General features: G+C 47.0%; 20 protein-coding genes and 1 pseudogene. 15 read left to right on the forward strand and 6 right to left on the reverse strand.

The window, feature by feature from the left end; genetic code table 11:
* Positions 1-575: pseudogene (locus tag MO387_RS07275) on the forward strand (IS4-like element ISSba6 family transposase); the annotation flags it as partial.
* A gap of 114 nt (positions 576-689) precedes the next feature.
* Here the strand turns inward: MO387_RS07275 and MO387_RS07280 are convergent.
* Entirely contained in the window at positions 690-1,646 is a 957-nt protein-coding gene (locus MO387_RS07280) for an AEC family transporter (RefSeq protein ID WP_107947847.1), read from the reverse strand.
* 308 nt (positions 1,647-1,954) lie between these two features.
* Positions 1,955-4,024 (reverse strand): methionine--tRNA ligase, encoded by a 2,070-nt coding sequence (metG, locus tag MO387_RS07285; RefSeq protein WP_107947845.1) that lies wholly within the window; start codon positions 4,022-4,024, stop codon positions 1,955-1,957.
* Between the two features lie 160 nt (positions 4,025-4,184).
* On the opposite strand from metG, the gene apbC reads away from it, so the two are divergent.
* The 9 genes from apbC (at position 4,185) to MO387_RS07330 (ending at position 11,329) form a co-directional block, all read left to right on the forward strand.
* Positions 4,185-5,300 carry an iron-sulfur cluster carrier protein ApbC gene (apbC, locus tag MO387_RS07290; protein WP_012089389.1) on the forward strand — a complete coding sequence of 372 codons (1,116 nt, stop codon included), beginning with the start codon at positions 4,185-4,187 and terminating at the stop codon, positions 5,298-5,300.
* Between the two features lie 11 nt (positions 5,301-5,311).
* Entirely contained in the window at positions 5,312-5,950 is a 639-nt protein-coding gene (udk, locus tag MO387_RS07295; RefSeq protein ID WP_006081926.1) for a uridine kinase, read from the forward strand.
* Between the two features lie 31 nt (positions 5,951-5,981).
* The gene (dcd, locus tag MO387_RS07300) at positions 5,982-6,563 is read left to right on the forward strand and encodes a dCTP deaminase (RefSeq protein WP_006081925.1); all 582 of its coding nucleotides are present in this window, start codon (positions 5,982-5,984) and stop codon (positions 6,561-6,563) included.
* Positions 6,564-6,568: 5 nt separating this feature from the next.
* Positions 6,569-7,378 carry an aminodeoxychorismate lyase gene (gene pabC, locus MO387_RS07305; RefSeq protein WP_107947843.1) on the forward strand — a complete coding sequence of 270 codons (810 nt, stop codon included), beginning with the start codon at positions 6,569-6,571 and terminating at the stop codon, positions 7,376-7,378.
* On the forward strand, positions 7,375-8,412 hold the full coding sequence (gene mltG / locus MO387_RS07310) for an endolytic transglycosylase MltG (protein ID WP_107947840.1): 1,038 nt from the start codon (positions 7,375-7,377) through the stop codon (positions 8,410-8,412). Before pabC ends, mltG begins: the two co-directional genes overlap by 4 nt.
* 22 nt (positions 8,413-8,434) lie before the next feature.
* Positions 8,435-9,061, forward strand: coding sequence for a dTMP kinase (tmk, locus tag MO387_RS07315; RefSeq protein ID WP_107947838.1), 627 nt, complete (start codon positions 8,435-8,437; stop codon positions 9,059-9,061).
* Positions 9,055-10,011, forward strand: a complete 957-nt coding sequence (gene holB, locus MO387_RS07320; protein WP_107404401.1) for a DNA polymerase III subunit delta' — start codon at positions 9,055-9,057, stop codon at positions 10,009-10,011. Before tmk ends, holB begins: the two co-directional genes overlap by 7 nt.
* Positions 10,012-10,017: 6 nt before the next feature.
* On the forward strand, positions 10,018-10,344 hold the full coding sequence (locus MO387_RS07325) for a PilZ domain-containing protein (protein ID WP_006081920.1): 327 nt from the start codon (positions 10,018-10,020) through the stop codon (positions 10,342-10,344).
* Positions 10,345-10,540: 196 nt separating this feature from the next.
* Entirely contained in the window at positions 10,541-11,329 is a 789-nt protein-coding gene (locus MO387_RS07330; protein ID WP_006086270.1) for a YchF/TatD family DNA exonuclease, read from the forward strand.
* Positions 11,330-11,625: 296 nt separating this feature from the next.
* On the opposite strand, the gene rsmF is transcribed toward MO387_RS07330, so the two are convergent.
* Complete coding sequence (gene rsmF / locus MO387_RS07335; protein WP_086010621.1) at positions 11,626-13,086, reverse strand: 16S rRNA (cytosine(1407)-C(5))-methyltransferase RsmF; 1,461 nt, start codon at positions 13,084-13,086, stop codon at positions 11,626-11,628.
* Between the two features lie 223 nt (positions 13,087-13,309).
* On the opposite strand from rsmF, the gene MO387_RS07340 reads away from it, so the two are divergent.
* Entirely contained in the window at positions 13,310-14,536 is a 1,227-nt protein-coding gene (locus tag MO387_RS07340; RefSeq protein WP_107947836.1) for a spore maturation protein, read from the forward strand.
* A gap of 139 nt (positions 14,537-14,675) precedes the next feature.
* On the opposite strand, the gene MO387_RS07345 is transcribed toward MO387_RS07340, so the two are convergent.
* The 3 genes from MO387_RS07345 to MO387_RS07355 are packed head-to-tail and all read right to left on the reverse strand — an operon-like array spanning position 14,676 to position 18,553.
* Positions 14,676-17,315 carry an MlaD family protein gene (locus tag MO387_RS07345; protein WP_107947834.1) on the reverse strand — a complete coding sequence of 880 codons (2,640 nt, stop codon included), beginning with the start codon at positions 17,313-17,315 and terminating at the stop codon, positions 14,676-14,678.
* On the reverse strand, positions 17,302-17,919 hold the full coding sequence (locus MO387_RS07350; RefSeq protein ID WP_011846987.1) for a paraquat-inducible protein A: 618 nt from the start codon (positions 17,917-17,919) through the stop codon (positions 17,302-17,304). The genes MO387_RS07345 and MO387_RS07350 overlap by 14 nt, the downstream gene beginning before the upstream one ends.
* A 1-nt stretch (position 17,920) precedes the next feature.
* On the reverse strand, positions 17,921-18,553 hold the full coding sequence (locus tag MO387_RS07355) for a paraquat-inducible protein A (RefSeq protein WP_006081914.1): 633 nt from the start codon (positions 18,551-18,553) through the stop codon (positions 17,921-17,923).
* Between the two features lie 207 nt (positions 18,554-18,760).
* Between MO387_RS07355 and MO387_RS07360 the strand changes: the two genes are divergently transcribed.
* The 4 genes from MO387_RS07360 (at position 18,761) to prc (ending at position 22,522) form a co-directional block, all read left to right on the forward strand.
* Positions 18,761-19,060: a YebG family protein gene (locus MO387_RS07360; RefSeq protein ID WP_006081913.1), complete on the forward strand. Its 300-nt coding sequence runs from the start codon at positions 18,761-18,763 to the stop codon at positions 19,058-19,060.
* Between the two features lie 17 nt (positions 19,061-19,077).
* Positions 19,078-19,536, forward strand: coding sequence for a GAF domain-containing protein (locus MO387_RS07365; protein WP_107947832.1), 459 nt, complete (start codon positions 19,078-19,080; stop codon positions 19,534-19,536).
* Between the two features lie 282 nt (positions 19,537-19,818).
* Positions 19,819-20,448 (forward strand): RNA chaperone ProQ, encoded by a 630-nt coding sequence (gene proQ / locus MO387_RS07370; RefSeq protein WP_006081911.1) that lies wholly within the window; start codon positions 19,819-19,821, stop codon positions 20,446-20,448.
* Between the two features lie 28 nt (positions 20,449-20,476).
* On the forward strand, positions 20,477-22,522 hold the full coding sequence (gene prc, locus MO387_RS07375) for a carboxy terminal-processing peptidase (protein ID WP_006081910.1): 2,046 nt from the start codon (positions 20,477-20,479) through the stop codon (positions 22,520-22,522).
* Positions 22,523-22,593: the final 71 nt, after the last annotated feature.

Below are 22,593 nucleotides of genomic sequence, written 5' to 3' on the forward strand. Positions count from 1 at the left end.
GGGTGAAGCTCACCACCACGCCTCAAGCCAGAAAGAAATGGCCGCAGCTCCCTGATACCCTTGAAGCGCGTTTACTCACTAAGACAGTGAAAGGTAAGTCAGTCGCCATTTTGACCTCGTTGACTGACCCGATGCGTTACCCCAGCGAAGACATCGTCGACTTATATGCCCATCGATGGGAAATCGAACTGGGCTACAGAGAGATGAAACAACATCTGTTGGAGAGCCGTTTTACGCTACGCAGTCAACTACCGGAGCTGGTGACTCAAGAACTGTGGGGCGTGCTACTGGCCTATAATCTCATTAGATACAAGATGTTGCTGATGGCTAAAAGCTTGCCATCGGTCCATCCTAATCAACTGAGTTTTAGGGATGCGGCGAGTTATATCATCTTCAAGTTGACACAACTGCCATCACAAACGCCGGGGAATGTCCCGAGAGACGTATTGGATATAGAACGAAATGCACGGCAATTTAAGTTGGATGGTAAACGGGAAAGGGCTTATCCAAGAGTCCTTAAAATGAGTAAAAACAAGTATCCGGTTAGACCAAAGAAAAATGCCGTTCACTCTTAAGTGAACGGCATTAGAGCATGGCTCGCCTTTTTTACTGTGAGTTATGGTGACTTATCAGCACTCAAACTTGTTCCTCTAGCGTTTGAGCAATTAGCTCTTAGCCTTTAGCTGTAGCTAGATCAGCCCCAAAGTGGACAATACAAAGATGCCTAAGGTGCACGTGATTAACGAGCAGACTGTGGTCAGCGCGATAATATTGGCCGCAAGGGGGGCATTGCCACCCATGGCGCGTGCCATCACATAGCTTGCGGCTGCGGTGGGAGCAGAACTCATTAAAAAGACCAGCGCTAACTCAATCCCTCGATAGCCCAACAGCAAGGCCCCAATCGTGATAAAAAGCGGGGCAAAGATCAGTTTCAATGCGGTCGAGAACCAAGTTGAATGCTTTTCATGTTTGAGTGAACCAATATCGAGCGAACCGCCAGTGCACAGTAACGCTAGTGGCAGGGTCATATTGGCAAAATATTGGCCCGCATCGAGCACCATTTTCGGTATTGGAATTGCAAGTAAATAGAACAACATACCGACCATAATGGCAATGATCAGCGGGTTTTTAGTAATGGTTTTAATAATCACGCCAAATGCGCGTTGGCTGGATTCTTCGCCTTTAGGGCTTAGGCAAATAACCGCTTGAATATTGTAGAGCAGCGTCATCGAGGCGACATAAACCGCAGCTAAAGCAACACCAGAACTGCCGTAGGCGTTGGAAACATAAGCTAAGCCGATAATCGCGGTATTGGCCCTGAATCCCCCTTGAATGATCACGCCTTGGTCTTTGTGCTTGGGAAATAGCCGCCCAGTTGCATAGGTGGAGAGTATAAAAAACAGGAAATTGGCCGCTAAACCATAGCCAATTAAGGGCGCACTGGAGGCGAGATCGTGATTGGAGCTAATAATGCTAAGGAACAGCAAGGCTGGCAGCGTCACGTTAAAGACTAATTTTGATGCGACATCAATAAAGTTTTCATTGATGATTTGGGTGCGTTTTAGGATCACACCGAGCGCTAACATCAAACAGATTGGACCCGTAATCGAGGCAGAAAACAGCAACTGCTCAACGATATTTCCCATAACTACTCCTCGAATGATTCACTGAACACTGCGTCGATTTTAGACCTGTCACAGATATGAATATCACATTGCAGCGAATGCCTTGTCGATAGAAATACGAGCATTAACTCGATCTCTGAAACCTGTCACTTAAATCAGTCGCTTAAACCTGTCTGCTAAACCTGTCAGCGAAACCTAGTGGCGTAAACTCAGTCTTTTAAAAGACTGAGTGACACTCGAAGCTACAAATAGGCTCAAACAATCGATACCAACAAATAAGGCCACATAAATGCGGCCTTATTGATTTTTCGAGCGTTATTTAGCGCAGATTACTTAACACGCATGCCAGGCTGTGCGCCTTCATGGGGTTCTAAAATCCACAGGTCGCTGCCACCAGGGCCAGCGGCCAACACCATACCTTCTGACATGCCAAAACGCATCTTACGTGGCGCTAAGTTCGCCACCATTACAGTTAACTTACCTTCGAGATCTTCTGGCGAATAGGCCGATTTGATCCCGGCAAACACTTGGCGTGTTTCACCACCGATGTCGAGTTGTAACTTGAGTAACTTGTCAGCGTCAGCAACATGCTCTGCTTTGACGATGCGAGCGATACGCAGGTCGATTTTCGCAAAATCATCAAAGTTGATGGTCTCACTGATCGGATCGTCAACCAGCGGTTCACTGCTAACCGATGAAGCTTCAGCGGTTTTTTCAGGCGCTGCCGTCTTTGGTGCATCGGCCGTGACTTGCAGGTTATCCTTGGAGTCAGCAACCATGGCATTGACTTTATCCAGCTCAACACGTTGCATCATTGCCTTGAATGGGGCGATTTCATGACCCGCTAAATCTTGGCCCAATGCATCCCAAGTGAGTGGCAATTGGAAGAAGGCTTCCACATCTTGGGCTAAACGTGGCAATACAGGTTTTAGATACGTCACGAGAATACGGAACAGATTCAAGGCGTTTGAACACACTTGATGGGCCGCTTCCTGTTGGTCGTCATGTTTCACCATTTGCCAAGGCGCAGCATCGGCCACAAACCCGTTAGCGATGTCCGCTAATGCCATGATTTCGCGCATCGCTTTGCCGTATTCGCGCGACTCGTAAAAGTCTGCAATCACGTCTTGCTTGGCTAAAAACGCCTCAGTCAGGGTGGTGTCGTTAATTTTCGCGAGCTTGCCATCGAAACGTTTAGTGATAAAACCTGCGGTGCGCGAGGCTAAGTTCACTAGCTTACCGACTAAATCTGAGTTCACGCGCTGGGCGAAATCTTCCAGATTTAAATCTAAATCGTCGATACGGCTGCTGAGTTTGGCGGCGTAGTAGTAACGTAAATATTCAGGATCTAAATGATCTAAATAGGTACGCGCCTTAATGAAGGTGCCTTTCGATTTAGACATCTTCGCGCCGTTGACCGTCACATAACCGTGGGCATAGACGCTGTTTGGCTGACGATAACCTGAGCCGTGCAGCATGGCTGGCCAGAACAAGCTGTGGAAGTAAACGATGTCTTTACCGATGAAGTGATAAACCTCAGCAGTTGAATCTTTGCCCCAGAATTCATCGAAGCTCAACTCAGGACGTTTTGCACACAGGTTTTTGAATGAACCCATGTAGCCGATAGGCGCATCTAACCACACGTAGAAATACTTGCCCGGTGCATCGGGGATTTCGAAACCAAAATACGGTGCATCACGGGTGATGTCCCATTGTTGTAGACCTTGCTCAAACCATTCGTCGAGTTTATTTGCCATTTCGACTTGCAGTGCGCCAGAGCGAGTCCACTCTTTTAGCATGCCTTCGAAGGCGGGCAGGTCGAAGAAAAAGTGCTCAGTGTCTTTCATCACTGGCGTTGCACCCGATACCGCTGATTTTGGATTGATCAGTTCAGTTGGGCTATAAGTCGCGCCGCAAGAATCACAGTTATCGCCGTATTGATCAGGCGACTTACACTTAGGGCAAGTACCTTTTACGAATCGGTCGGGCAGGAACATAGATTTCTCAGGATCGAATAACTGAGAAATGCTCTTGCTCTTGATGTAGCCGTTGGCACGTAGCTTGAGATAAATATCGCTCGCCATGAGACGGTTTTCTTCGCTGTGGGTGCTGTGATAGTTATCGAAAGCGACATTAAAATCGGCAAAATCCTGCTGATGTTCTTTGTTCACTTGGGCGATCATATCTTCAGGCGCTATGCCTAATTGCTGGGCTTTAAGCATGATCGGCGTGCCATGGGCATCATCGGCACAAATATAGTGGCACTCATGTCCACGAAGTTTTTGATAACGCGACCAGATATCTGTCTGGATGTATTCCAACATGTGACCTAAATGTATCGGTCCGTTTGCGTAGGGAAGTGCGCTGGTCACGAGAATTTTACGTTGTGAAGTTGCCATCTTGTCTCAAATATCGTGGTGGGCCAAAAATATTGGTAGAGATACTAACCGATTACAGGATGATTTTCATCAAAAGCTGAGCCGATTGAGCTAAATCTGCGCTAATGTTTTCTGCATTATCTGGTACACTTGGGCAAATTTATTGGTGGGGGTAATTCTTTTGTCTTCAACTCAAACTGATTATCGTCTAAATGACGATCTTCTCGGGCCAGTTCTGGCTATTCTCGATTCATTTATTGACCCATATCTCGCGAAAGGGTTAGTGAGCGCAGGATGCGTAAATAAACTGGCGTTGGAAGGTAAGCGTTTGCAGCTTGGCTTAGTCTATCCATACCCTTGCATGACCCAGTATCGCGACACTGTGATGGCGTTGACCAACAAGTTGGCCGTGCTAGATGCTATTGATGAAGTCGAATGTGAAATCGATTTTCAACCTAAAGCCTATTCAGCGTTATCTTCTATCGCACCGATTGCCAATGTGAAGCAAGTGATTGCCGTTGCCTCAGGTAAGGGCGGTGTGGGTAAATCAACCACAGCGGTGAACTTAGCTTTGGCCCTCGCGGCAGAAGGCGCGCAGGTGGGTATTCTCGATGCGGATATTTACGGCCCGTCAGTGCCTATGATGCTAGGTATTCCTAATTTCAGACCGCTTTCCCCCGATGGCAAACACATGACCGCCGCCAGTGCCCATGGCATTGCTGCGCAATCGATTGGGTTTATGCTCAGCGGTGATGAAGCCGCCGTGTGGCGTGGCCCAATGGCAGCGGGCGCGCTAGCGCAACTGCTCAATGAAACCCAATGGCCAGAGCTGGATTATTTAGTCGTCGATATGCCGCCGGGTACGGGTGATATTCAATTAACCCTGTCGCAAAAAGTGCCAGTGAGTGGCGCTGTTATCGTCACTACGCCACAGGATATCGCGCTGGCCGATGCCAAGAAGGGCATCAATATGTTCCAGAAAGTGAACATTCCTGTGCTGGGTATCGTCGAAAACATGAGTTTCCATTTATGTCCCGAGTGTGGCCATAAAGAACATCCATTTGGAACACACGGTGGCAGTAAAATCGCCGAGCGTTATCAAGTTCCACTGTTAGGCGCCTTGCCGCTGCACATCAATATCCGTGAAGCCATGGATAACGGTGCACCGACGGTCGTTGCCGATCCAGACAGTGAAGTAGCCGCACTTTATCGGGAAATTGCCCGTAAAGTGGGCGCAGAATTGGCTTTAAAGCAAAGCCAGAAAACAGTTTCTATTAGTGTTTCAGATGACGAGTAAGGTTTAAGGGTATGAATTCTCAGCAGTGTGTCATTATTGCAATTGCTGGCGCGTCAGCATCGGGCAAAAGTTTAATTGCCAAAACGATTTTTGACGAATTACGCCGCGATTTAGGCACAGATCAAATTGGGGTAATTAATGAAGACGCGTACTATCGCGATCAGAGTCATTTATCCATGGATGAACGGGTGTTAACGAATTACGATCATCCAAAAGCGTTGGACCATCAACTGTTGTGCACCCATTTACAGTTGCTCAAGTCTGGCGAAGCTGTTGATATCCCATGTTATAGCTACACAGAACACACTCGTATAGCAGAAACCCTGACGATGACACCGAAAAAGGTGATCATTTTAGAAGGTATCTTACTGCTGACCGATCCTAAATTACGTGCGCTGATGGACGCGAGTGTGTTTATGGACACACCGCTGGACATTTGTTTCCTACGTCGCTTAACCCGTGATGTGGCAGAACGGGGCCGTACGATGGAATCTGTGATTTCTCAGTACAAGAAAACCGTGCGTCCTATGTTTTTACAGTTTATCGAACCGTCGAAACAATACGCCGATATTATCGTTCCCCGTGGCGGTAAGAATCGTATTGCGACCGATATTTTAAAAACTCGTATCCAACATTTACTGGCAAAATAACGACATAAAAACTCAAGGAGTAATAGGCAAGATGCGCTTAACCGATATCGAAATTGAACAGGCCCTTGATAACGGCACTATCGTAATAGAACCTCGCCCAGGCATAGAAGCTATTTCAGGCGTCAGTGTTGATGTGCGCTTAGGTGGACAGTTTCGCGTGTTTAAAGATCATACTGCGCCTTATATCGACTTGAGTGGCCCAAGCGTCGAGATGCAAGCTGCGCTTGATCGGGTGATGAGTGAAATTATCGAAATCCCTGATGGCGAAGCGTTTTTCCTGCATCCTGGCGAATTGGCCTTGGCGGTGACTTACGAGAGCGTGACGCTGCCCGCCGATATCGTCGGTTGGCTCGATGGTCGTTCATCATTGGCGCGTTTAGGCCTGATGGTGCACGTGACTGCGCACCGTATCGATCCGGGTTGGCAGGGTAAAATCGTGCTCGAGTTCTATAACAGCGGCAAGTTACCTTTGGCCCTGCGTCCACGTATGACCATAGGCGCGCTTAACTTTGAACGCCTCAATCATGCGGTTGCACGTCCTTATAACACCCGTAAAAGTGCCAAGTATAAAGATCAGCAAGAAGCGGTCGCCAGCCGTATCAGTCAGGACTAACACAAGTGTTTTGGGTGAATGGCGCATCGCAGGCGAGTGTCGACCCTTCCGATCGAGGGCTTGCCTACGGTGATGGCTTGTTTGCGACTATGCGGACAGGCGCTGAGGGGATTTTGTTTTTCAACGCCCATCAAGCTCGTTTAACCGCAGGCGCCGCAAGGCTTGGGTTTCAATGGCAAATGAGTGAAGCACTGCAACAACAGCTTCATGCCTTAGCCATTGAATATCCACATCATTGCATTAAGTTAATCGTTTCCCGTGGTGTCGGTGGCCGTGGTTACAAACCGCCAGAAATGGTTAATCCTACCGAAATCGTCTCAGTTCATGCTATCCCAAGCCATTATGCAAAGTGGCAGCAAGCGGGCATTTGCCTTAAAACCTCGTCGATACGATTGGGTTTGCAGCCCTTGTTGGCTGGGATGAAGCATTTAAATCGACTCGAACAAGTCTTGATAAAATCCCACCCTTTACCTCAGGGGTTTGATGACTGGTTAGTTAACGATATCGAAGACAATGTGATTGAATCTTCGATGGCGAATGTGTTTTTTATCAAAGGCAATCGCGTTATAACCCCTTCATTAGCCCAGTGCGGCGTGGCGGGTGTGATGCGCGAACAGGTTATGATAGCCTTGCTTGAACAGAACATGAATATTGAATGTTTGCCCGTTGGCGCCGAGCGTTTAATTGAATTTGACTCAGCGTTTATCACTAACAGCGTTTTAGGAATTGTGGATGTGCTGGCGATTGATTCGCTCAAGTTCAGCCGAGCTCCGATTACCGCGCAACTTAGACAGACACTTTCACTCACCCTATGAAAAAACTCATTCTTATCGGCAGTTCAACCCTGTTGACCTTGCTGACATTAGTCTGTTTGGGCGCCTTTTGGGGCTATCAAACGGTTATCGAATACAGTCAAACGCCGCTGAGTCTCAGCGAGCCTAAAGAGCTGACCGTTGAACGCGGTACCAGTGTCAACCAACTTGCGAAGCAACTTGCCGACGATGGCGTGATTCAAGACACGTGGAAACTCAAGTGGTTACTTAAGTTCCGCCCTGAGCTTGCTAAGATCCGCTCGGGCCTTTACGAAATTTCACCTTCACAAACCATTACCGATTTGCTGAATGATTTGATTGCCGGGAAAGTGAAAACCTTCAGTTTGACCTTAGTTGAAGGCAAAACCATCGTTGAATGGGAACAACAACTTGCCAGCGCGCCGCATTTACAGATGTCACCAGAGGTGTTTGCCGCTGTCTTGATGGCGCAGGGCGATGACTCAGGTTTGCCAGAGGGTAAATTCTTCCCCGACACCTATCATTATACCGCCGAGGCGGATGTTAAAGTCCTGCTGACTCAAAGCTATAAGATGATGGAGCAAGAGCTTGCTAAAGCGTGGGCGGAACGGGCACCAAATCTGCCGTTAAAATCCCCCTATGAAATGCTGATCTTGGCATCGATAGTCGAGAAGGAAACCGGCCAAGCCCATGAGCGCGACCAAATTGCCGGAGTATTCGTTAATCGTCTTAATCAAGGCATGCGTCTGCAAACCGACCCGACGGTTATTTATGGCATGGGCGAACGCTATAAGGGCAATATCACCCGTAAAGATTTAGTCGAAGATACACCTTTTAACACTTATCGTATTTTTGGATTACCGCCAACGCCGATTGCAGCACCGAGTAAAGCCTCACTGATGGCAGTGTCTAAACCTGCCAGTGTGAGTTATCTCTATTTCGTGTCACGCAACGATGGTACCCATGTGTTTTCATCCACACTTGAAGCACATAACCACGCAGTAGATGTGTATCAGCGTAAGAAAAAACCGGCGACGCCAGAAAAATCACCAAAGTAAAAATGCAGAGAAAGAAAATCCAATGTCAGTTTTTGCAAAATTTATCGTTATTGAAGGTTTAGAAGGCGCGGGTAAGTCGAGTGCGATTAGCCTTATTCGCGACTTTATTGAGAAACATACGGGTAAAGCGCCGATCTGCACTCGCGAGCCGGGTGGCACGCCACTGGCCGAACGTATCCGTGATTTGGTTAAAATTGCCGATGCGACCGATCCCCTGTGTGACGAGGCCGAGTGTTTACTTATCTATGCCGCCAGAGCCCAGTTGGTTGCCAATGTCATTAAGCCTGCGCTTGCGCAGGGTCAATGGGTCTTGGGTGACAGACACAATTTATCGTCACTGGCCTATCAAGGTGGTGGCAGGGGCTTAATGCCGTTAGTGGAAGCGGTGAGCACTGCCACCCTTAAAGGCTTTAAACCCGATCTCACCTTGTACTTAGATTTAGATCCTAAACTTGGGCTAACCCGCGCGGCTAAACGCGGTGAGCTTGATAGAATCGAGCAACAAGCGATTGATTTCTTTGAACGAGCTCGCGCGACTTACCTTAAACTTGCCAGCGAAGATGACAGCATAGTGGTTATCGATGCGAGTCAAACCATGGCCGAAGTGCATAAAGATATCTTAGCCGTACTACAGGCGATGGCATGGTAGCCGAGTCAGGTTTTACAGCTGCGCAATTGCCTTGGCTCGAAGGGCCAAGACAGGCATTTTTAGCGCAACTCACGCGGCAAAAAATGCCCCATGCGCAGCTTGTCGGCATTGATTCTGCCTATGGTGGTGAGCTGCTGAGCGTGTTCATGGCGCGTGCGGCCATGTGTTTGCAGCCAACACCGGCGGGGGCCTGCGGTTTTTGTAAGTCTTGTCAGCTCTTTGATGCGGGAAATCATCCCGATTTTTACCATATTGCTGCCGATGGCAATCAAATTAAAGTCGATCAAATTCGTGAGCTTTGCACGCGTCTTACGGCGACAGCCCAGCAAAGCGGTATGCGGGTGGCGATTATTCATCATAGCGAGCGGCTTAACTCCGCTGCCGCCAACGCTCTCCTTAAAACTCTTGAGGAGCCGGGTAAAGACACTTTACTGATATTGCAGTCGGATACGCCTGCACGTTTAATGGCGACGGTCAGCAGCCGTTGTCAGCGCATTCCCTTCGTTGTGCCAAGTCGAGAAATCATCAAAAACTGGTTAGCGCAGCAATGTGATATCCAAGAGGATGTTACTTGGTGCTTGAGTGTGGTGGGTGGACCGCTAAAGTTGGCAGAGAGCTTGCAGTCTGAAGGTGGTCAACAGAGCCGTTATCAATCCTTGCTACAGTTTCGCAAAGATTGGGCCCAAAGTTTGTCGTCTGGTCATCTGTGTGCTAGTTTGTTAACTATAAGTGAACAACAAATAATTGATGTTCTTAAGGTTTTATACCTGCTTATACGACAAGTGTTACTGAAAAATAGCCACCAAGATGCGTTTATCCATGCGCAGCTCGGGAACTTGGCGGCCAAGATCATGGGAATGTGTCATAGCTTAAGTACAATGCCGAGCGTCAATTATCTGGCTTTGTGTCAAAGTTATGTCTTAGAATATAGAGAGATAACAAATAAGTAATATGCCATGGTAGATCTCGTCGTTAATTTTGATACCTTACATCAGCTATATCGTGCCTATATGCCTTTTATTAAGCCGGCAGGATTATTCATTGCGACTAGTGAAGGGCATTACCTTGGCCAGCCACTGACGATTGCGTATCGCTTACCGGGCGCGACCATAACGAATGAATTTCGTGGTGTTGTGGTATGGATCAATCCCTTAGGTGCTTCGGGCGGCCGTCCTGTAGGCATTGGCATTAAAATTGTTTCTGAGCCCGATAGCCATAAACACCACATCGAAAAGTTACTGTCCCGCGAACTGGCCTCCGGCGATCTAACCTGCACTATGTAGCTTGGTCCGCATTCTTGCTCTAATTTGAAGCTTGCACCGTCTTAAACGTTCTTATTTCAATATCTCGCTGGTTTGAATTTTCAAATTTTTATATTTACTCACTCTCTAAACTGACTCTTCACCTCCGCGGAATTTGACCTCGATCCCTTGGCTGGGTATCCTTGTCGTCCTTTTGTTATTCAGCTTGGAAATCCCTGTGCTTATTGATTCACACTGCCATCTCGATCGCCTTAAAGCGGCGCCTGATCAACAAACCCTAGAACATATTCTGGCCAGCGCGAAAGCCCGTGGCGTGGACTATATGCTATGCGTCAACGTGCGCCAGCAGGGATTTGAATCGATGCGAGATAAAGTTGCAGCCTTCGATCAGGTATTTTTGTCATCGGGCGTGCATCCATTAGACGTTAAAGAAGGGCTTGATGTTGAGCAAATCCGCCGCTTTGCCACCGATCCTAAAGTGGTCGCGATTGGTGAAACTGGTCTAGATTATTTTTATGCCGACGAAACTAAATTGCTGCAACAACAATGTTTTGAGCAGCAGATCGCCCTTGCGGTCGAAGTGAATAAACCTTTGATTGTCCATACTCGCGATGCGCGTGAAGACACGATCACTATGCTTAAGCAGGGCAACGCGGATAAAGTTGGCGGCGTACTGCATTGCTTTACTGAGAATTGGGAAATGGCGAAAGCGGCGATTGATCTTGGCTTTTACATTTCAGTATCAGGCATAGTCACCTTTAAAAATGCCGGTGAACTGCGCACCGTTATCCGTAAAGTGCCACAGGATCGCCTGCTAGTTGAAACTGACTCGCCCTATTTGGCGCCTATTCCACACCGTGGACAAGAAAACCAGCCCGCCTATGTGCGGGATGTTGCTGAGTTTGTGGCCGAGCTTAGAGGTGAGCGCTACGAAGATCTTGCTGAGTACACCAGTAATAACTTCTTTAATTTATTCAAAGATGCGGCGCGTTTAGTCGGCCGTTAGTTTTAAGTGCTTTGACCCACGTTATGCGATTGCGTGATTGCCAATACTGAGACATAAAGGATCAGGCAAAAAGCTCAGGCATAAAGGCACTGGGATAAAGACATTGGCATAAAAAAAGGCCCAAAACGATGAAAGCTGTTTGGGCCTAGGGGAATGGCTCGTTGAAGAGCCGTGCGCTACAGGTGAAAGCGCCATGCAATGCGCTTTACAATAGACTCAGTGTAGTCGAGCTTTTGCCCTAGAGTCGCGTTCACCTTCCCCTTTTTTAGGTTATTTATCGCTAAAAAACAGCGAAATTATAACGATTTTGTCTGTTCTGGTAGCAATAACACTTTATCTTTCACTAAGTCTCTGGGCAGGTTGTTTTTTAACTTATTGCCTAAATGTTTCGCCATGCCTAACGGCGCGCCGCCATAACAGACGATCACTTCACCTTGGGCTTTGCCTGCGGTCGCTAAGGGAATATCTCGCCCCATCAAATACTCTTTGGCTTCAACATCGCTCACATCGACCGTTTTTGCCGTTGGGCTAAGTTGTTTTCCCGCTAAAGCAATAATCGCTTCATGGCGGACTTTAAAACCGTGCTTACTGTTATCGGCGAGTTTAATGCCAATACGCTGAAAGCGCATACGACCGATAAAAGCATTGAATTCATGGGGAAATAGCCAGAATTCATCATCGCGAACCATGATGAGTTCGTCTGGTAAGCTGATGCCTAAATCCTGCTGAAAATAGTCTTTGATCCCTTGAGCTTGTTTCGCTGATGCGGTCGTGAAGGGGAAGTTTTTCTGCAGTTTAGGCTCAGGCAGTAATCGCGGCACAGAGGCAGTTTTTGTCAATTTAGCGACAAAGAAACCTTCACTGTCGTAAATCTGTGGCCAGACATGCAAGAAGCCTTCGGCAGTCGTGGCTCGCTCAGCGCCATCAAATAAATCACTTAAGGATTCAAATTGCACGGCATCGCCGTAGACTTGTTTTAAATACTCGCACACGCCTTGGTTTTCGAGACGGTTTAAGGTGCAGGTCGAGTAGACCAAACTGCCGCCGGGTTTCAGGGCGAGAAACGCCGATTCGATTAAGGCTTTTTGGGTTTCGCTAATCGCCAACACATCGTCAAGACTCCAATGTTTTAACGCATCGGCGTCTTTACGCACTGTGCCTTCGCCGCCACAGGGCGCATCAATGAGCACGGCATCGAAACTTTCGTATAGGTATTCGCCAAACACACGGCCATCGAAATGGGTGAGAGCGCAGTGACTTGCGCCCATGCGCAGCACATTGGCGTGCAATACTTTCACGCGGCTCGCCGAATACTCATTCGCCACCAATAAACCTTGGTTTTGCATCAATGCGGCCATTTGCGTGGTTTTTGAACCCGGCGCAGAGGCGAGATCGAGTACGCACTGCCACTTTGCACTAGTCGTAAATGCACTAGGCGTAAAAAGTGCGGTTGGTGGCAACATAGAGCTAGCTTCTTGAATGTAGAATAGGCCCTGAATGTGCTCTAAGGCATTGCCGAGTTGTTCTTCTTCATCGTAACTGATCCAAAATCCGTCTTCACACCAAGGAATGGGATCGAACGTCCAGCCCTTAGGTTGCATCAGAGTCTTAAAGTCGTCGCTGCTGATTTTTAAGGTATTGACCCGAATTGAACGTCTAAGCGGCCTGTCGCAGGCGGCAATAAACTCGTCCATGGATAAATGGGCGGGGAGTTCTTGGGTGATTGTATCGATAAAATTTTGATTTAATTGAACCATTGATTTCATTGAACCATAGGAAAATAGACTGTGTATCAACTGGCGCGAGTATATCATAATCCCTTATTGGGTCTGAGATTTTATCCCAAGTGCCTCAGCCGTTATGGTGATTTGAGGTTTATGCACTGACGATTGCCGCAATAATGGAATGAGTCGCTATAAAGCTAGCACTCAGTAGCCATGAGCTAATAGAATAAAAACAAATAAAAATAAGGGGATTAGCGTGCTTAATCGCGTGTGGTTAGCTTTCTTTGTTACGGCATTGCTGGCAATAGCGGTGCAACTGTTCAATGGGCACATAGACGTCCTATCGGCTTCGGTCGCCGCATTATTTGCTAGCGCTAAGCTTGCCGCTGAAATTTCCCTTGGGCTGATTGGTGTACTTTCTCTGTGGATGGGATTGATGCAGGTGGGCGAGAAGGCCGGAGTGGTCAGCGCGATAGCCTTTGTGTTTGAGCCCTTACTGCGCCGCTTGATGCCAGAAGTGCCCAAGGGCCATCCCGCCTTTGGCAGTATCACGATGAATTTAACGGCGAATATTTTTGGTTTAGATAATGCCGCCACGCCGCTTGGTTTAAGGGCGATGCATGATTTGCAGAGTTTAAATCCGCTAAAAACCGTGGCGACTAATGCACAAATCTTATTTTTAGTGCTCAATACTTCCTCGGTGACCTTAGTGCCTGTGACAGTATTCCTTTACCGTGCCCAGCAAGGTGCTGCCGCGCCTGCGGATATTTTCCTACCGATTTTACTGGCAACCTCGGCCTCGACATTGGCGGGCTTACTGGTAGTGGCGTTAGTGCAGCGGATTTCGTTATTGAACTCAGTGGTGCTCGGTTATGGCGCCTTGATGCTCTCTGGCCTAGTGGCGAGTGGTTTTTATCTGATGACCTTAAGTGCTGAAGCTATTGGCACAGTGTCGACGGCAATGGGTAATGGCATTTTATTGTTATTAGTGTTTACCTTCGTCATTGTTGCGGGCATCCGTAAGGTGGCGGTTTATGATGAGTTTATTGAAGGGGCGAAGGCGGGTTTTGCCCAATCTATCCAGCTGATCCCTTATTTGCTCGCCATGTTATTGGCTATAGGTTTACTGCGCGCATCCGGTGCCTTGGATTATCTGTTGCAGTTGATTGCCAGTGGCGTGCGGATACTGGGTTTTGATACGCGTTTTGTCGATGCTATGCCGACCGCGCTGATGAAACCTTTTAGTGGTTCAGGCGCCAGAGCCATGATGCTCGAGACAATGGATCATCACGGCGTCGATTCTTTTGCTGGCCGATTAGCGGCGATTTTTCAGGGCAGCACTGAAACTACTTTTTATGTTCTCGCTGTGTATTTTGGATCTGTGGGTATTCGCCATGGCCGCCACGCCTTAGCCTGTGGGTTAACCGCGGATTTTGCAGGGATCAGCGCTGCGATTGCCGTTTGTTATTGGTTTTATGGATAAGGGGTTAGAGTGTTGAGCGCCCTAGAATGTGTCAATGACATTTCGATAAGCTGAAAATCAATCAGGCGCATAATGCGCCTGATTGATTTGTAAGAGCTTTAATATTAGTGCGTTGGTGTAAGTATTTTGAAGAAAAGAATTACTGGGCTGGCGCCCATTCCAGCCATTCGTTATCGGCTTTGTGTTGCAATCTTAATACAGTTCCTGCTGCTAAACGATTACCCTCTTGAGTCGTGTCCTTAGTCGCGACATTAATGCCGCCAGCGAGTAAGGTTTCCAGCGAGCCCGCTTCGATTTGCGCACCTGAAAAGAGGCCAACATCGACTTTAATCCCAGAAGCATCCCAGAACTGACTGCTTTGATTCACTAAGTGACTGTACTGCGGCTCAATATGGGCCTGCATCAGCACGCTATTGCCCTGTGTCGACAGGTGATAACCGTCGATTTGACCGACTTTGATACCACGGAAGAAGATAGGTGTGCCGACTTTCATCGAGCCTAAGTTGGTATCTTCTAAGGTGAATTTTAGCGCATCTTCGGCAACGTTGGCATAGCTGCTGGCAGCGAGGTTGGCAACAAACTGGGTCGCTTTTTGATTGCTTGTACCCGGCAGTACACCGATATAAGGGCCAGTGATCAAGGTTTCTGGCGCTTTAATTCCCGCCAGAGAAATTTGCGCATCCACTAGATGATATTCACAGTCGCTGCGGCTGAAATGTTCGGCGTATTCGCCGTAGAGATAGGCCGTTGCAGTGAGTGTATTGAGATCGGCATTGAGCTTCACCTGCGACACTTCACCCACTTGATGACCTTGATAACGAATCGCTGCCTTGGCCGCCAGTTTACTTGAAGCGGGTAAGGTGAGGCGAATTGCCTGCGCCTGAGTTAATGCCAGCTGCTTGCTCTCATAGAGTTTTAAGTTAGCTGCATTGCTGGCTTTGCCATTACTATCAAGCAATCCCAGACTGATGCTGCCCTTTAATGCTCCTTGAAGCGGCGCGACCGCAACATCAATACCGGCAAGACTGGCGCTAATATCCACGGCGCTGTTACGCCAGAACACATTCGGCTTTTTCAGCAAGGGCTGGAACTGTTTGTCGATAGCGAGCTTGATAGCAAAGTCTTCGGTCTTACTTTGCCAGTTCACTGAGTCAACTGTGCCAATTTGCATCTTTTTATAGTAAATCGGTGAGCCTTGGCTGACATCGGCGCCATCTTGACTGATTAAGGTCAGATGCACTTGTTGCTGACGATCATAGAAGGCTGTCGCGGCATCCACAGAACTAAACAAGGTGAGGGCACTGTTGGCGGCGAATGGTGTATCGCTGTGGCCTTGGATCAAGCTCACTGCACCTTGAGTGAGCGTCGTAAAGTCCCTTGCTTTGACTGAAACGCCCTCTAGTGATGCTTTTACTGTTAATGCTGACTCAGGGACAAAATAGCTGTCACTGCGAATTAGGCTAGCAAACTCAGGTTGTAACTCGAGTTGGTATTCCACCGCCGATAAATCTTTGGTTAACTTAACCGCAAGCACTGAGCCAATAGGGATTTGCTTAAAGCGAACTTCGGCGCCCGCTGAAATGCCCATGTTTTCGGCTGAGGTTAAGGTCAAGAAACGCTTCTTCGATTGCAGTAAATCAGGCGCTTTGGCTTGTAAGGCAAAACTGCTTGGCATCGCCGTTTTTGTATTAATGCCCGGCAGGAAGTTGATCACGCTGCCCGTTAGTAAACGCTCTGGATTTTTAATGCCTGAGAGGGAAATATCGGCACCTTCAAGCCAAAACACGCCGTCGTTAGTTAACAGTGAACCGTATTGAGGTTCAAACTTAGCCACAGCTGTTACGCCATTGGCGGTGAGTTGCTTGCTTAAAATACTGCCGATACTGATGCCGCGATAAACAATGCGAGTGCCTTTGTCGACGCCGTTAGCATCAGCCATGGTTAGGTTTATTTCTATGCCGCCAAGGGCTGTGGTTTCTGAATCATAAAGCGAAAAAACGTCGCCGTTTTTGGCAATATCCGCTTTATCGTCAGAGCTGAAACTCACGCCGCCAGCCAGAATGGATGCCAAACTCTCAGAGCTGACTTTAACCCCAGTCAGCGAAGCATCAATTTTAACACCGGAGACATTCCAAAAGTGAGAGTTTTTCTTCACTAATCGCGCGTATTGCTCTTGAATAAAGGCGCTGATGATGACTCTTTGATTACCATCTAGACGATAGCTGACTACGCTTCCAACCGGAATTTGGCGGAAAAATATCGGCGAGCCAACATCGAGCGAACCGAGTTTGTCTGAGGTCAATTCGACCATCACACCTTCTGAGCCGATTTGCATCGGCGGTGGTTGGCGTTCTGCTTCAAAAAATGTTGACGCATTACCTTTACCCGGTTGAATCGCAATGTAGTTACCCGAAAACAGTGCATCTAAGCCTTCAACACCTGTGATGCTGGCCTTGGGGGTGACAAGCCAGAAGAGGGTCTCTTTATTTAAGAAAGGCTTAGCACGGTAGTCCATCATGACTTTAACGTTTACGCCCTTGAGATCTTCATCTATGCCAATGTCTTTGACTTTACCGACAGTCAAGCCTTGGTATTTGACTAAGGTTTTACCTACGTCAATCCCTGTGGCGCTCGGAAAGTGAATTTGAATTTCAACGCCCGATTCTTTAATGCTCTTGATGCCCAGCCATGCACCCAATGCCAACGCGACAATAGGCAGTAGCCAAATGGGCGAAAAGAGTTTTTTCTTTACAACTTTCGGCGATTCAATTTGTGTCATCTTGAGGTTCCAATCGATCCCAGAGTAAACGAGTGTCTAACACTTTTGCGGCTAACTGAGTTAACAGAATAACCAAGGCAAATGCAGTCGCTGCAGGCGCGGGTTTAGCATCGAGTAGTTGTCCCATATTCACTAATGCCACTGTGATTGAGATGACAAATAAATCGAGCATAGACCAACGACCAATCCATTCGATGATGTGAAAACCCACCATCAATTTCTTTTTTGAAATCGGAATATCAAAGCTGATCGCACACAGATAAATGGATAAGCCGATGATTTTAATCCATGGCACTAAAATACTGGCAGTAAAAACTATCACGGCAATGGGCAACATATCTGAATGCACTAAATGCAAAATGCCTGAAAAAATGGTGTCGTGCCGCACTTGCCCTTGATTGGTCAGCATAGTAATGGGGTAAATATTCGCTGGCACCAGCAAGATGGCTGCTGTAATCAACAAAGCCCAACTTTTTTGCAGGCTAGAATAGTCCCTGACCTGTAACTCAGCTTCACAGCGCTGGCAATGGGTGAGGTCACTACTATTGAGCTGGCGGCATACCTTGCACAGACACAGGCCGATATCTTTACCTTGTTGCTTCATATCAGCGATGACCTTCCAATAAAGTCCACATGTGTTCTAAGTCGTACTCTCGTTGAAGAAATAAAGTCACGAGAAACAACATAGTGAAGCAAAATGTGCCCATACCAAAATAAATATCCGAAAAATCAGAAAGCTGGAACGATGAAACCAAAAAGCTGATCACATAAATTTCTAGCATAGTGAGCTGCGACAATACGCCATGAAACTTCAATAATTGCTTTAATGAGTTACGCCAAAAAAGACGACTCAGTCCCCATTTCACAATCAAAATCTGCGTCAGTATCGACAATAGTAATAAGCCTGGACCAATCACAGCGGCGGCAAGCACGGCTAAACCTACAACCCAATAACCTTGGTCAAATACTGCAAACGCGCCCTGAAAAACTGTGGTGGTGCGAATACTGCCGAAAAAGTGAATTTCGAGTACGGGTAAAAAATTGGCAGGAAAATAAAACACTAATGCCGAGATACATAGGGCGAGCATGCCATTTACAGAGCAGTAGGGAGTGTCATAAAGTGCAGTACTGCAACGGGGGCAAAGGGCTCTGACACCGCTTGGCAAGGCACGTTTGCGGACTGCTAAATCGCAGGAACGGCAAAGGATTACTGAATTTTCTGCTGCGTTTTCATGCATATAAAAATATATATTAGCCTAAATAGGAGTAATAACAGCGAGATCGGTGCAAAGTGTAGTGCTAATAAGCCGTTCTGCACAGTCTAGCGCTTTATAATCTTGGCAACGAAAGTACGCTAATAATATCAGATTAATCAGAACACTTGCATCACAAGTTCAATCTATGTCACTCTAGTTACTGTATATAAAAACAGTGCGAGGGCAGTCATGGCAGTAATAACACAGTTTGTCGTGGTCAGAGAAGGGGTTGAAAAGATGACATTCACATCTAAGAAGGAGGCTGATGCCTACGATAAGATGCTCGATATCGCCGATAACCTTATCCCCTTCATTCAAAAAGCTGATTTAGGTATAGATGAAAGCGTGGGCGAAAAGCTCGCATTCTATTTTGCTAACAATAAAGATGAGCTGACGAACTTGCTTAAAGGTGTCGTTCAGGTTAATAGTACGCCAACGAATCCACCTGCTGCGAAAAAAGCGGCTAAAAAGACCGAAGCAGCAGAATAAAATTGTTAGGAAATGTAATGAAATCGAAATTTTATGAGTCACTTAACCGTCAAGCCTTGGCCTTGTTGGAAGGGGAAGACGACCTTGTTGCGGCAATGGCGAATTTTTCAGCCTTACTCAATGATAATTTGACTGAGCTGAACTGGGTGGGATTCTACGTTATGCGTGGCGAACAACTCGTACTAGGCCCATTTCAAGGTAAAGTGGCTTGTACACGTATTCCGTTAGGAAAAGGCGTGTGTGGTACGGCGGCATTCACCAATCAAACCCAGCGAGTGGCCGATGTTCATCAATTTGATGGCCATATTGCCTGTGATTCTGCCAGTAATTCTGAAATCGTTGTGCCAGTTCGTGCCCAAGGTAACGTGATTGCTGTGCTCGATATTGACAGCCCAATCTTCGATCGTTTCGATGAAGAAGACCAAAAGGGGCTGGAATTACTGGTTAAAAGTTTTGAAAACTGCCTATTTGATTAATTTTCGTACAATAACGCATAATTCATAGTCGCAATCGGTGGCGTGCGCCTTATAATATGCGCCTGCACGCATTAAGCTGGTTTGATTGGCATGCAATGAATAAGCTTAGTGTTTTGAGCTGTAAAAATTTGTTAAGGTATATTTTTTTTAACTTTAGTAAACGCGGCTAGGATGCTAATTTGTACGTTGACTCAATATTGAGTTTAACGAAGATAAACGACACGTAAGAAGTTGATATATATCACCTCGAATCGATGTCCCTTTTTGACTGTGGAAGTAATGATGGAATCAACAGAAAAGTTGACCGACACCAATGCAATTTTGGCGTATTTGTATGAAACATTTCCTTTGTGCTTTATTGCTGAAGGTGAAACTAAGCCATTAAAAATCGGATTGTTTCAAGATTTGGCTGAAAGGTTGGCTGATGATTCTAAAGTCAGTAAAACTCAGCTCAGAGTTGCCTTAAGACGTTACACCAGCAGCTGGCGCTATTTAAAGTGCGTTAAAGCGGGCGCACAACGCGTTAATCTGGATGGCGAACCTTGCGGCGAGTTAGAGCAAGAGCACATTGACCATGCTCAAGCCATGTTGAAAGAAAGTCAGGATAAAGCGAAAGCGAAACGTGCAGCACTCGCACCTAAGCCTGCGGCGAAGAAAGCACCTAAAAAGGTGGCTGTTCCTCAACGTGCTAAAACTGAGCGTCCTGCTAAGCCTGCGCCTAAAGCTGCAGCGCCAGTCGTAAATTATGTCCAAGCACAATTGACTGATTTAACGAAAAAACAACGCGTCAATGTTAAGTTAGGTATGACACCCGTAGCCGGTGTGATTACCGATATTAACAAGGAAGATATTCATGTTCAGCTTGATAGTGGCCTAACGATTAAAGTTAGAGCAGAACATATCCTGCTGTAATCATTTTTTAAAACGGAGTAACTTGTTGATGCGAAAACTCACTTTGGCTACCTCGATCGCCACTGTTTTTGTCGGATTCTCGGCTTGGGCCGTACCACCCACGATTCAAATCAGCGAGTTACCCACTCTCAAGCAGGAAGCGCAACATAAGGTCGCGAGCAAAAGGGTAACGGACTTATACACTCGTTCGCACTATCATAGATTTAATCTTGATGATGCCTTTTCTACGCAAATTTTTGACCGTTACCTGCAGCAGTTAGACTATCGCCGCAATGTGTTAACCCAAGCGGATGTCGATAGCTTTAAACCTTATGCTACCCAATTCGATGACATGCTCAGTTCTGGTGAACTTGAGCCTGCCTATAAAATGTTTGATATCGTCCAAAAGCGTCGTTATGAAGGCTTTGTCTATGCTTTATCCCTTCTGGACAAAGAGATGGATTTCTCCGCCCCCGGCGATGCCTATGAGTATGACCGTGACGATGCGGCATGGCCAAAAGATCAAGCCGAGATCAATGAGTTATGGCGTCAACGTGTCAAATACGATGCGCTAAATCTGAAACTCACAGGTAAAAAATGGCCTGAGATTGTTGAGATCCTGCAAAAGCGTTACAACAACGCCATCAAACGTTTGACTCAAACCAACAGTGAAGACGTGTTCCAAGGCGTGATGAATGCCTTCTCACGCAGCATTGAGCCGCATACGAGTTACCTGTCGCCACGCAATGCTGAACGTTTCCAAATGGAAATGAATTTAAGCCTTGAAGGGATTGGTGCTCAACTGCAACTTGAAGACGATTACACTGTTATTAAAAGCTTAATTGCTGGCGGCCCTGCGGCTGGCAGCGAAAAACTGTCGCCAGAAGACAAGATTGTCGGCGTCGGTCAAGAAGGCGGTGAAATTGTTGATGTGATCGGCTGGCGTTTAGACGACGTGGTTGATCTGATCAAAGGACCTAAGGGCAGTAAAGTCGTACTGCAAATTTTACCGAAGAAAGGTGGTTCGAATGCTAAGCCATTCGACGTTACCTTAGTACGCGATAAAATTCGTCTTGAAGACAGAGCGGCTACCTCTAAGGTGATTGAACCTAAAGATGGCGAGTACGCTAATCGCAAAGTCGGTGTGATCCATATTCCTGGTTTCTACATGAATCTGTCACAGGACGTTGAGAAAGAGCTAGTGAAGTTAAACGAAGCCAAAGTTGAAGGCATAGTCATCGACCTTAGAGGTAACGGTGGTGGTGCATTAACAGAAGCCGTGTTGCTGACAGGACTCTTTATCGATATGGGCCCTGTGGTGCAAATTCGTGATGCCGATGGCCGTGTGTCTGCGCACCGTGATAACGATGGCAAAACCAGTTATGCGGGCCCGTTGACTGTGATGGTTGACCGTTACAGTGCCTCAGCCTCTGAGATTTTTGCTGCCGCACTACAAGACTATGACCGCGCACTTATTGTTGGTGAGTCTAGCTTTGGTAAAGGTACAGTGCAGCAGCATAAGAGCTTAGGCCGTATCTACGACATGTATGAAAAACCAATTGGTCATGTGCAATACACAATTCAAAAGTTTTATCGGATCAATGGCGGCAGCACTCAGCTTAAAGGTGTGACACCAAACATTGCTTACCCAAGTGCGTTAGAGCCAGGTGAGTACGGTGAAGCTGAAGAGAAAAATGCCTTACCTTGGGATAAAGTGCCAATGGCACAATATGGCACGCTCAATGATGTGACGCCTGAGTTAGTGACTAGCCTTGAGGCCAAGCACCTTAACCGCATCAAAAGCAGTGTAGAGTTTGCTTATATCAATCAAGATATTGCCGACTTTAAAAAGCACCACAAAGAGAAGACAGTTTCTCTGGTTGAAAGTGAGCGCATTGCCTCCCGCGAAGCCGATGAGAAGAAAGTCCTCGATAGAACGAACGAGCGCCGAGTCGCCAATGGTTTAGCACCGGTTAAATCCATGGAAGACATTAAAGACGACGCCGAATTGCCAGACGCATTTTTAGATGAAACGGCTTATATCACTTTAGATATGGCTGATGCGCAAAAACTGGCTAAAACTAGTGCTAAGTAGGCGCTACTCGAGTCGATTTATCCAATATCAAAACGCGCTTATGGCGCGTTTTTTCTTATTTAGATCAGCGT

This window comes from Shewanella sp. N2AIL (assembly GCF_022690845.1).
Taxonomy (GTDB): Bacteria; Pseudomonadota; Gammaproteobacteria; order Enterobacterales; family Shewanellaceae; genus Shewanella; species Shewanella baltica.

What these genes read in the sequence shown, in the direction of transcription:
- MO387_RS07280 (WP_107947847.1), bottom strand. Translation starts at nt 1,646, where the DNA reads ATGGGAAATATCGTTGAGCAGTTGCTGTTTTCTGCCTCGATTACGGGT.
- metG (WP_107947845.1), bottom strand. Translation starts at nt 4,024, where the DNA reads ATGGCAACTTCACAACGTAAAATTCTCGTGACCAGCGCACTTCCCTAC.
- udk (WP_006081926.1), top strand. Translation starts at nt 5,312, where the DNA reads ATGAATTCTCAGCAGTGTGTCATTATTGCAATTGCTGGCGCGTCAGCA.
- dcd (WP_006081925.1), top strand. Translation starts at nt 5,982, where the DNA reads ATGCGCTTAACCGATATCGAAATTGAACAGGCCCTTGATAACGGCACT.
- mltG (WP_107947840.1), top strand. Translation starts at nt 7,375, where the DNA reads ATGAAAAAACTCATTCTTATCGGCAGTTCAACCCTGTTGACCTTGCTG.
- tmk (WP_107947838.1), top strand. Translation starts at nt 8,435, where the DNA reads ATGTCAGTTTTTGCAAAATTTATCGTTATTGAAGGTTTAGAAGGCGCG.
- holB (WP_107404401.1), top strand. Translation starts at nt 9,055, where the DNA reads ATGGTAGCCGAGTCAGGTTTTACAGCTGCGCAATTGCCTTGGCTCGAA.
- MO387_RS07325 (WP_006081920.1), top strand. Translation starts at nt 10,018, where the DNA reads ATGGTAGATCTCGTCGTTAATTTTGATACCTTACATCAGCTATATCGT.
- rsmF (WP_086010621.1), bottom strand. Translation starts at nt 13,086, where the DNA reads ATGGTTCAATTAAATCAAAATTTTATCGATACAATCACCCAAGAACTC.
- MO387_RS07345 (WP_107947834.1), bottom strand. Translation starts at nt 17,315, where the DNA reads ATGACACAAATTGAATCGCCGAAAGTTGTAAAGAAAAAACTCTTTTCG.
- MO387_RS07350 (WP_011846987.1), bottom strand. Translation starts at nt 17,919, where the DNA reads ATGAAGCAACAAGGTAAAGATATCGGCCTGTGTCTGTGCAAGGTATGC.
- MO387_RS07355 (WP_006081914.1), bottom strand. Translation starts at nt 18,553, where the DNA reads ATGCATGAAAACGCAGCAGAAAATTCAGTAATCCTTTGCCGTTCCTGC.
- MO387_RS07360 (WP_006081913.1), top strand. Translation starts at nt 18,761, where the DNA reads ATGGCAGTAATAACACAGTTTGTCGTGGTCAGAGAAGGGGTTGAAAAG.
- MO387_RS07365 (WP_107947832.1), top strand. Translation starts at nt 19,078, where the DNA reads ATGAAATCGAAATTTTATGAGTCACTTAACCGTCAAGCCTTGGCCTTG.
- proQ (WP_006081911.1), top strand. Translation starts at nt 19,819, where the DNA reads ATGGAATCAACAGAAAAGTTGACCGACACCAATGCAATTTTGGCGTAT.
- prc (WP_006081910.1), top strand. Translation starts at nt 20,477, where the DNA reads ATGCGAAAACTCACTTTGGCTACCTCGATCGCCACTGTTTTTGTCGGA.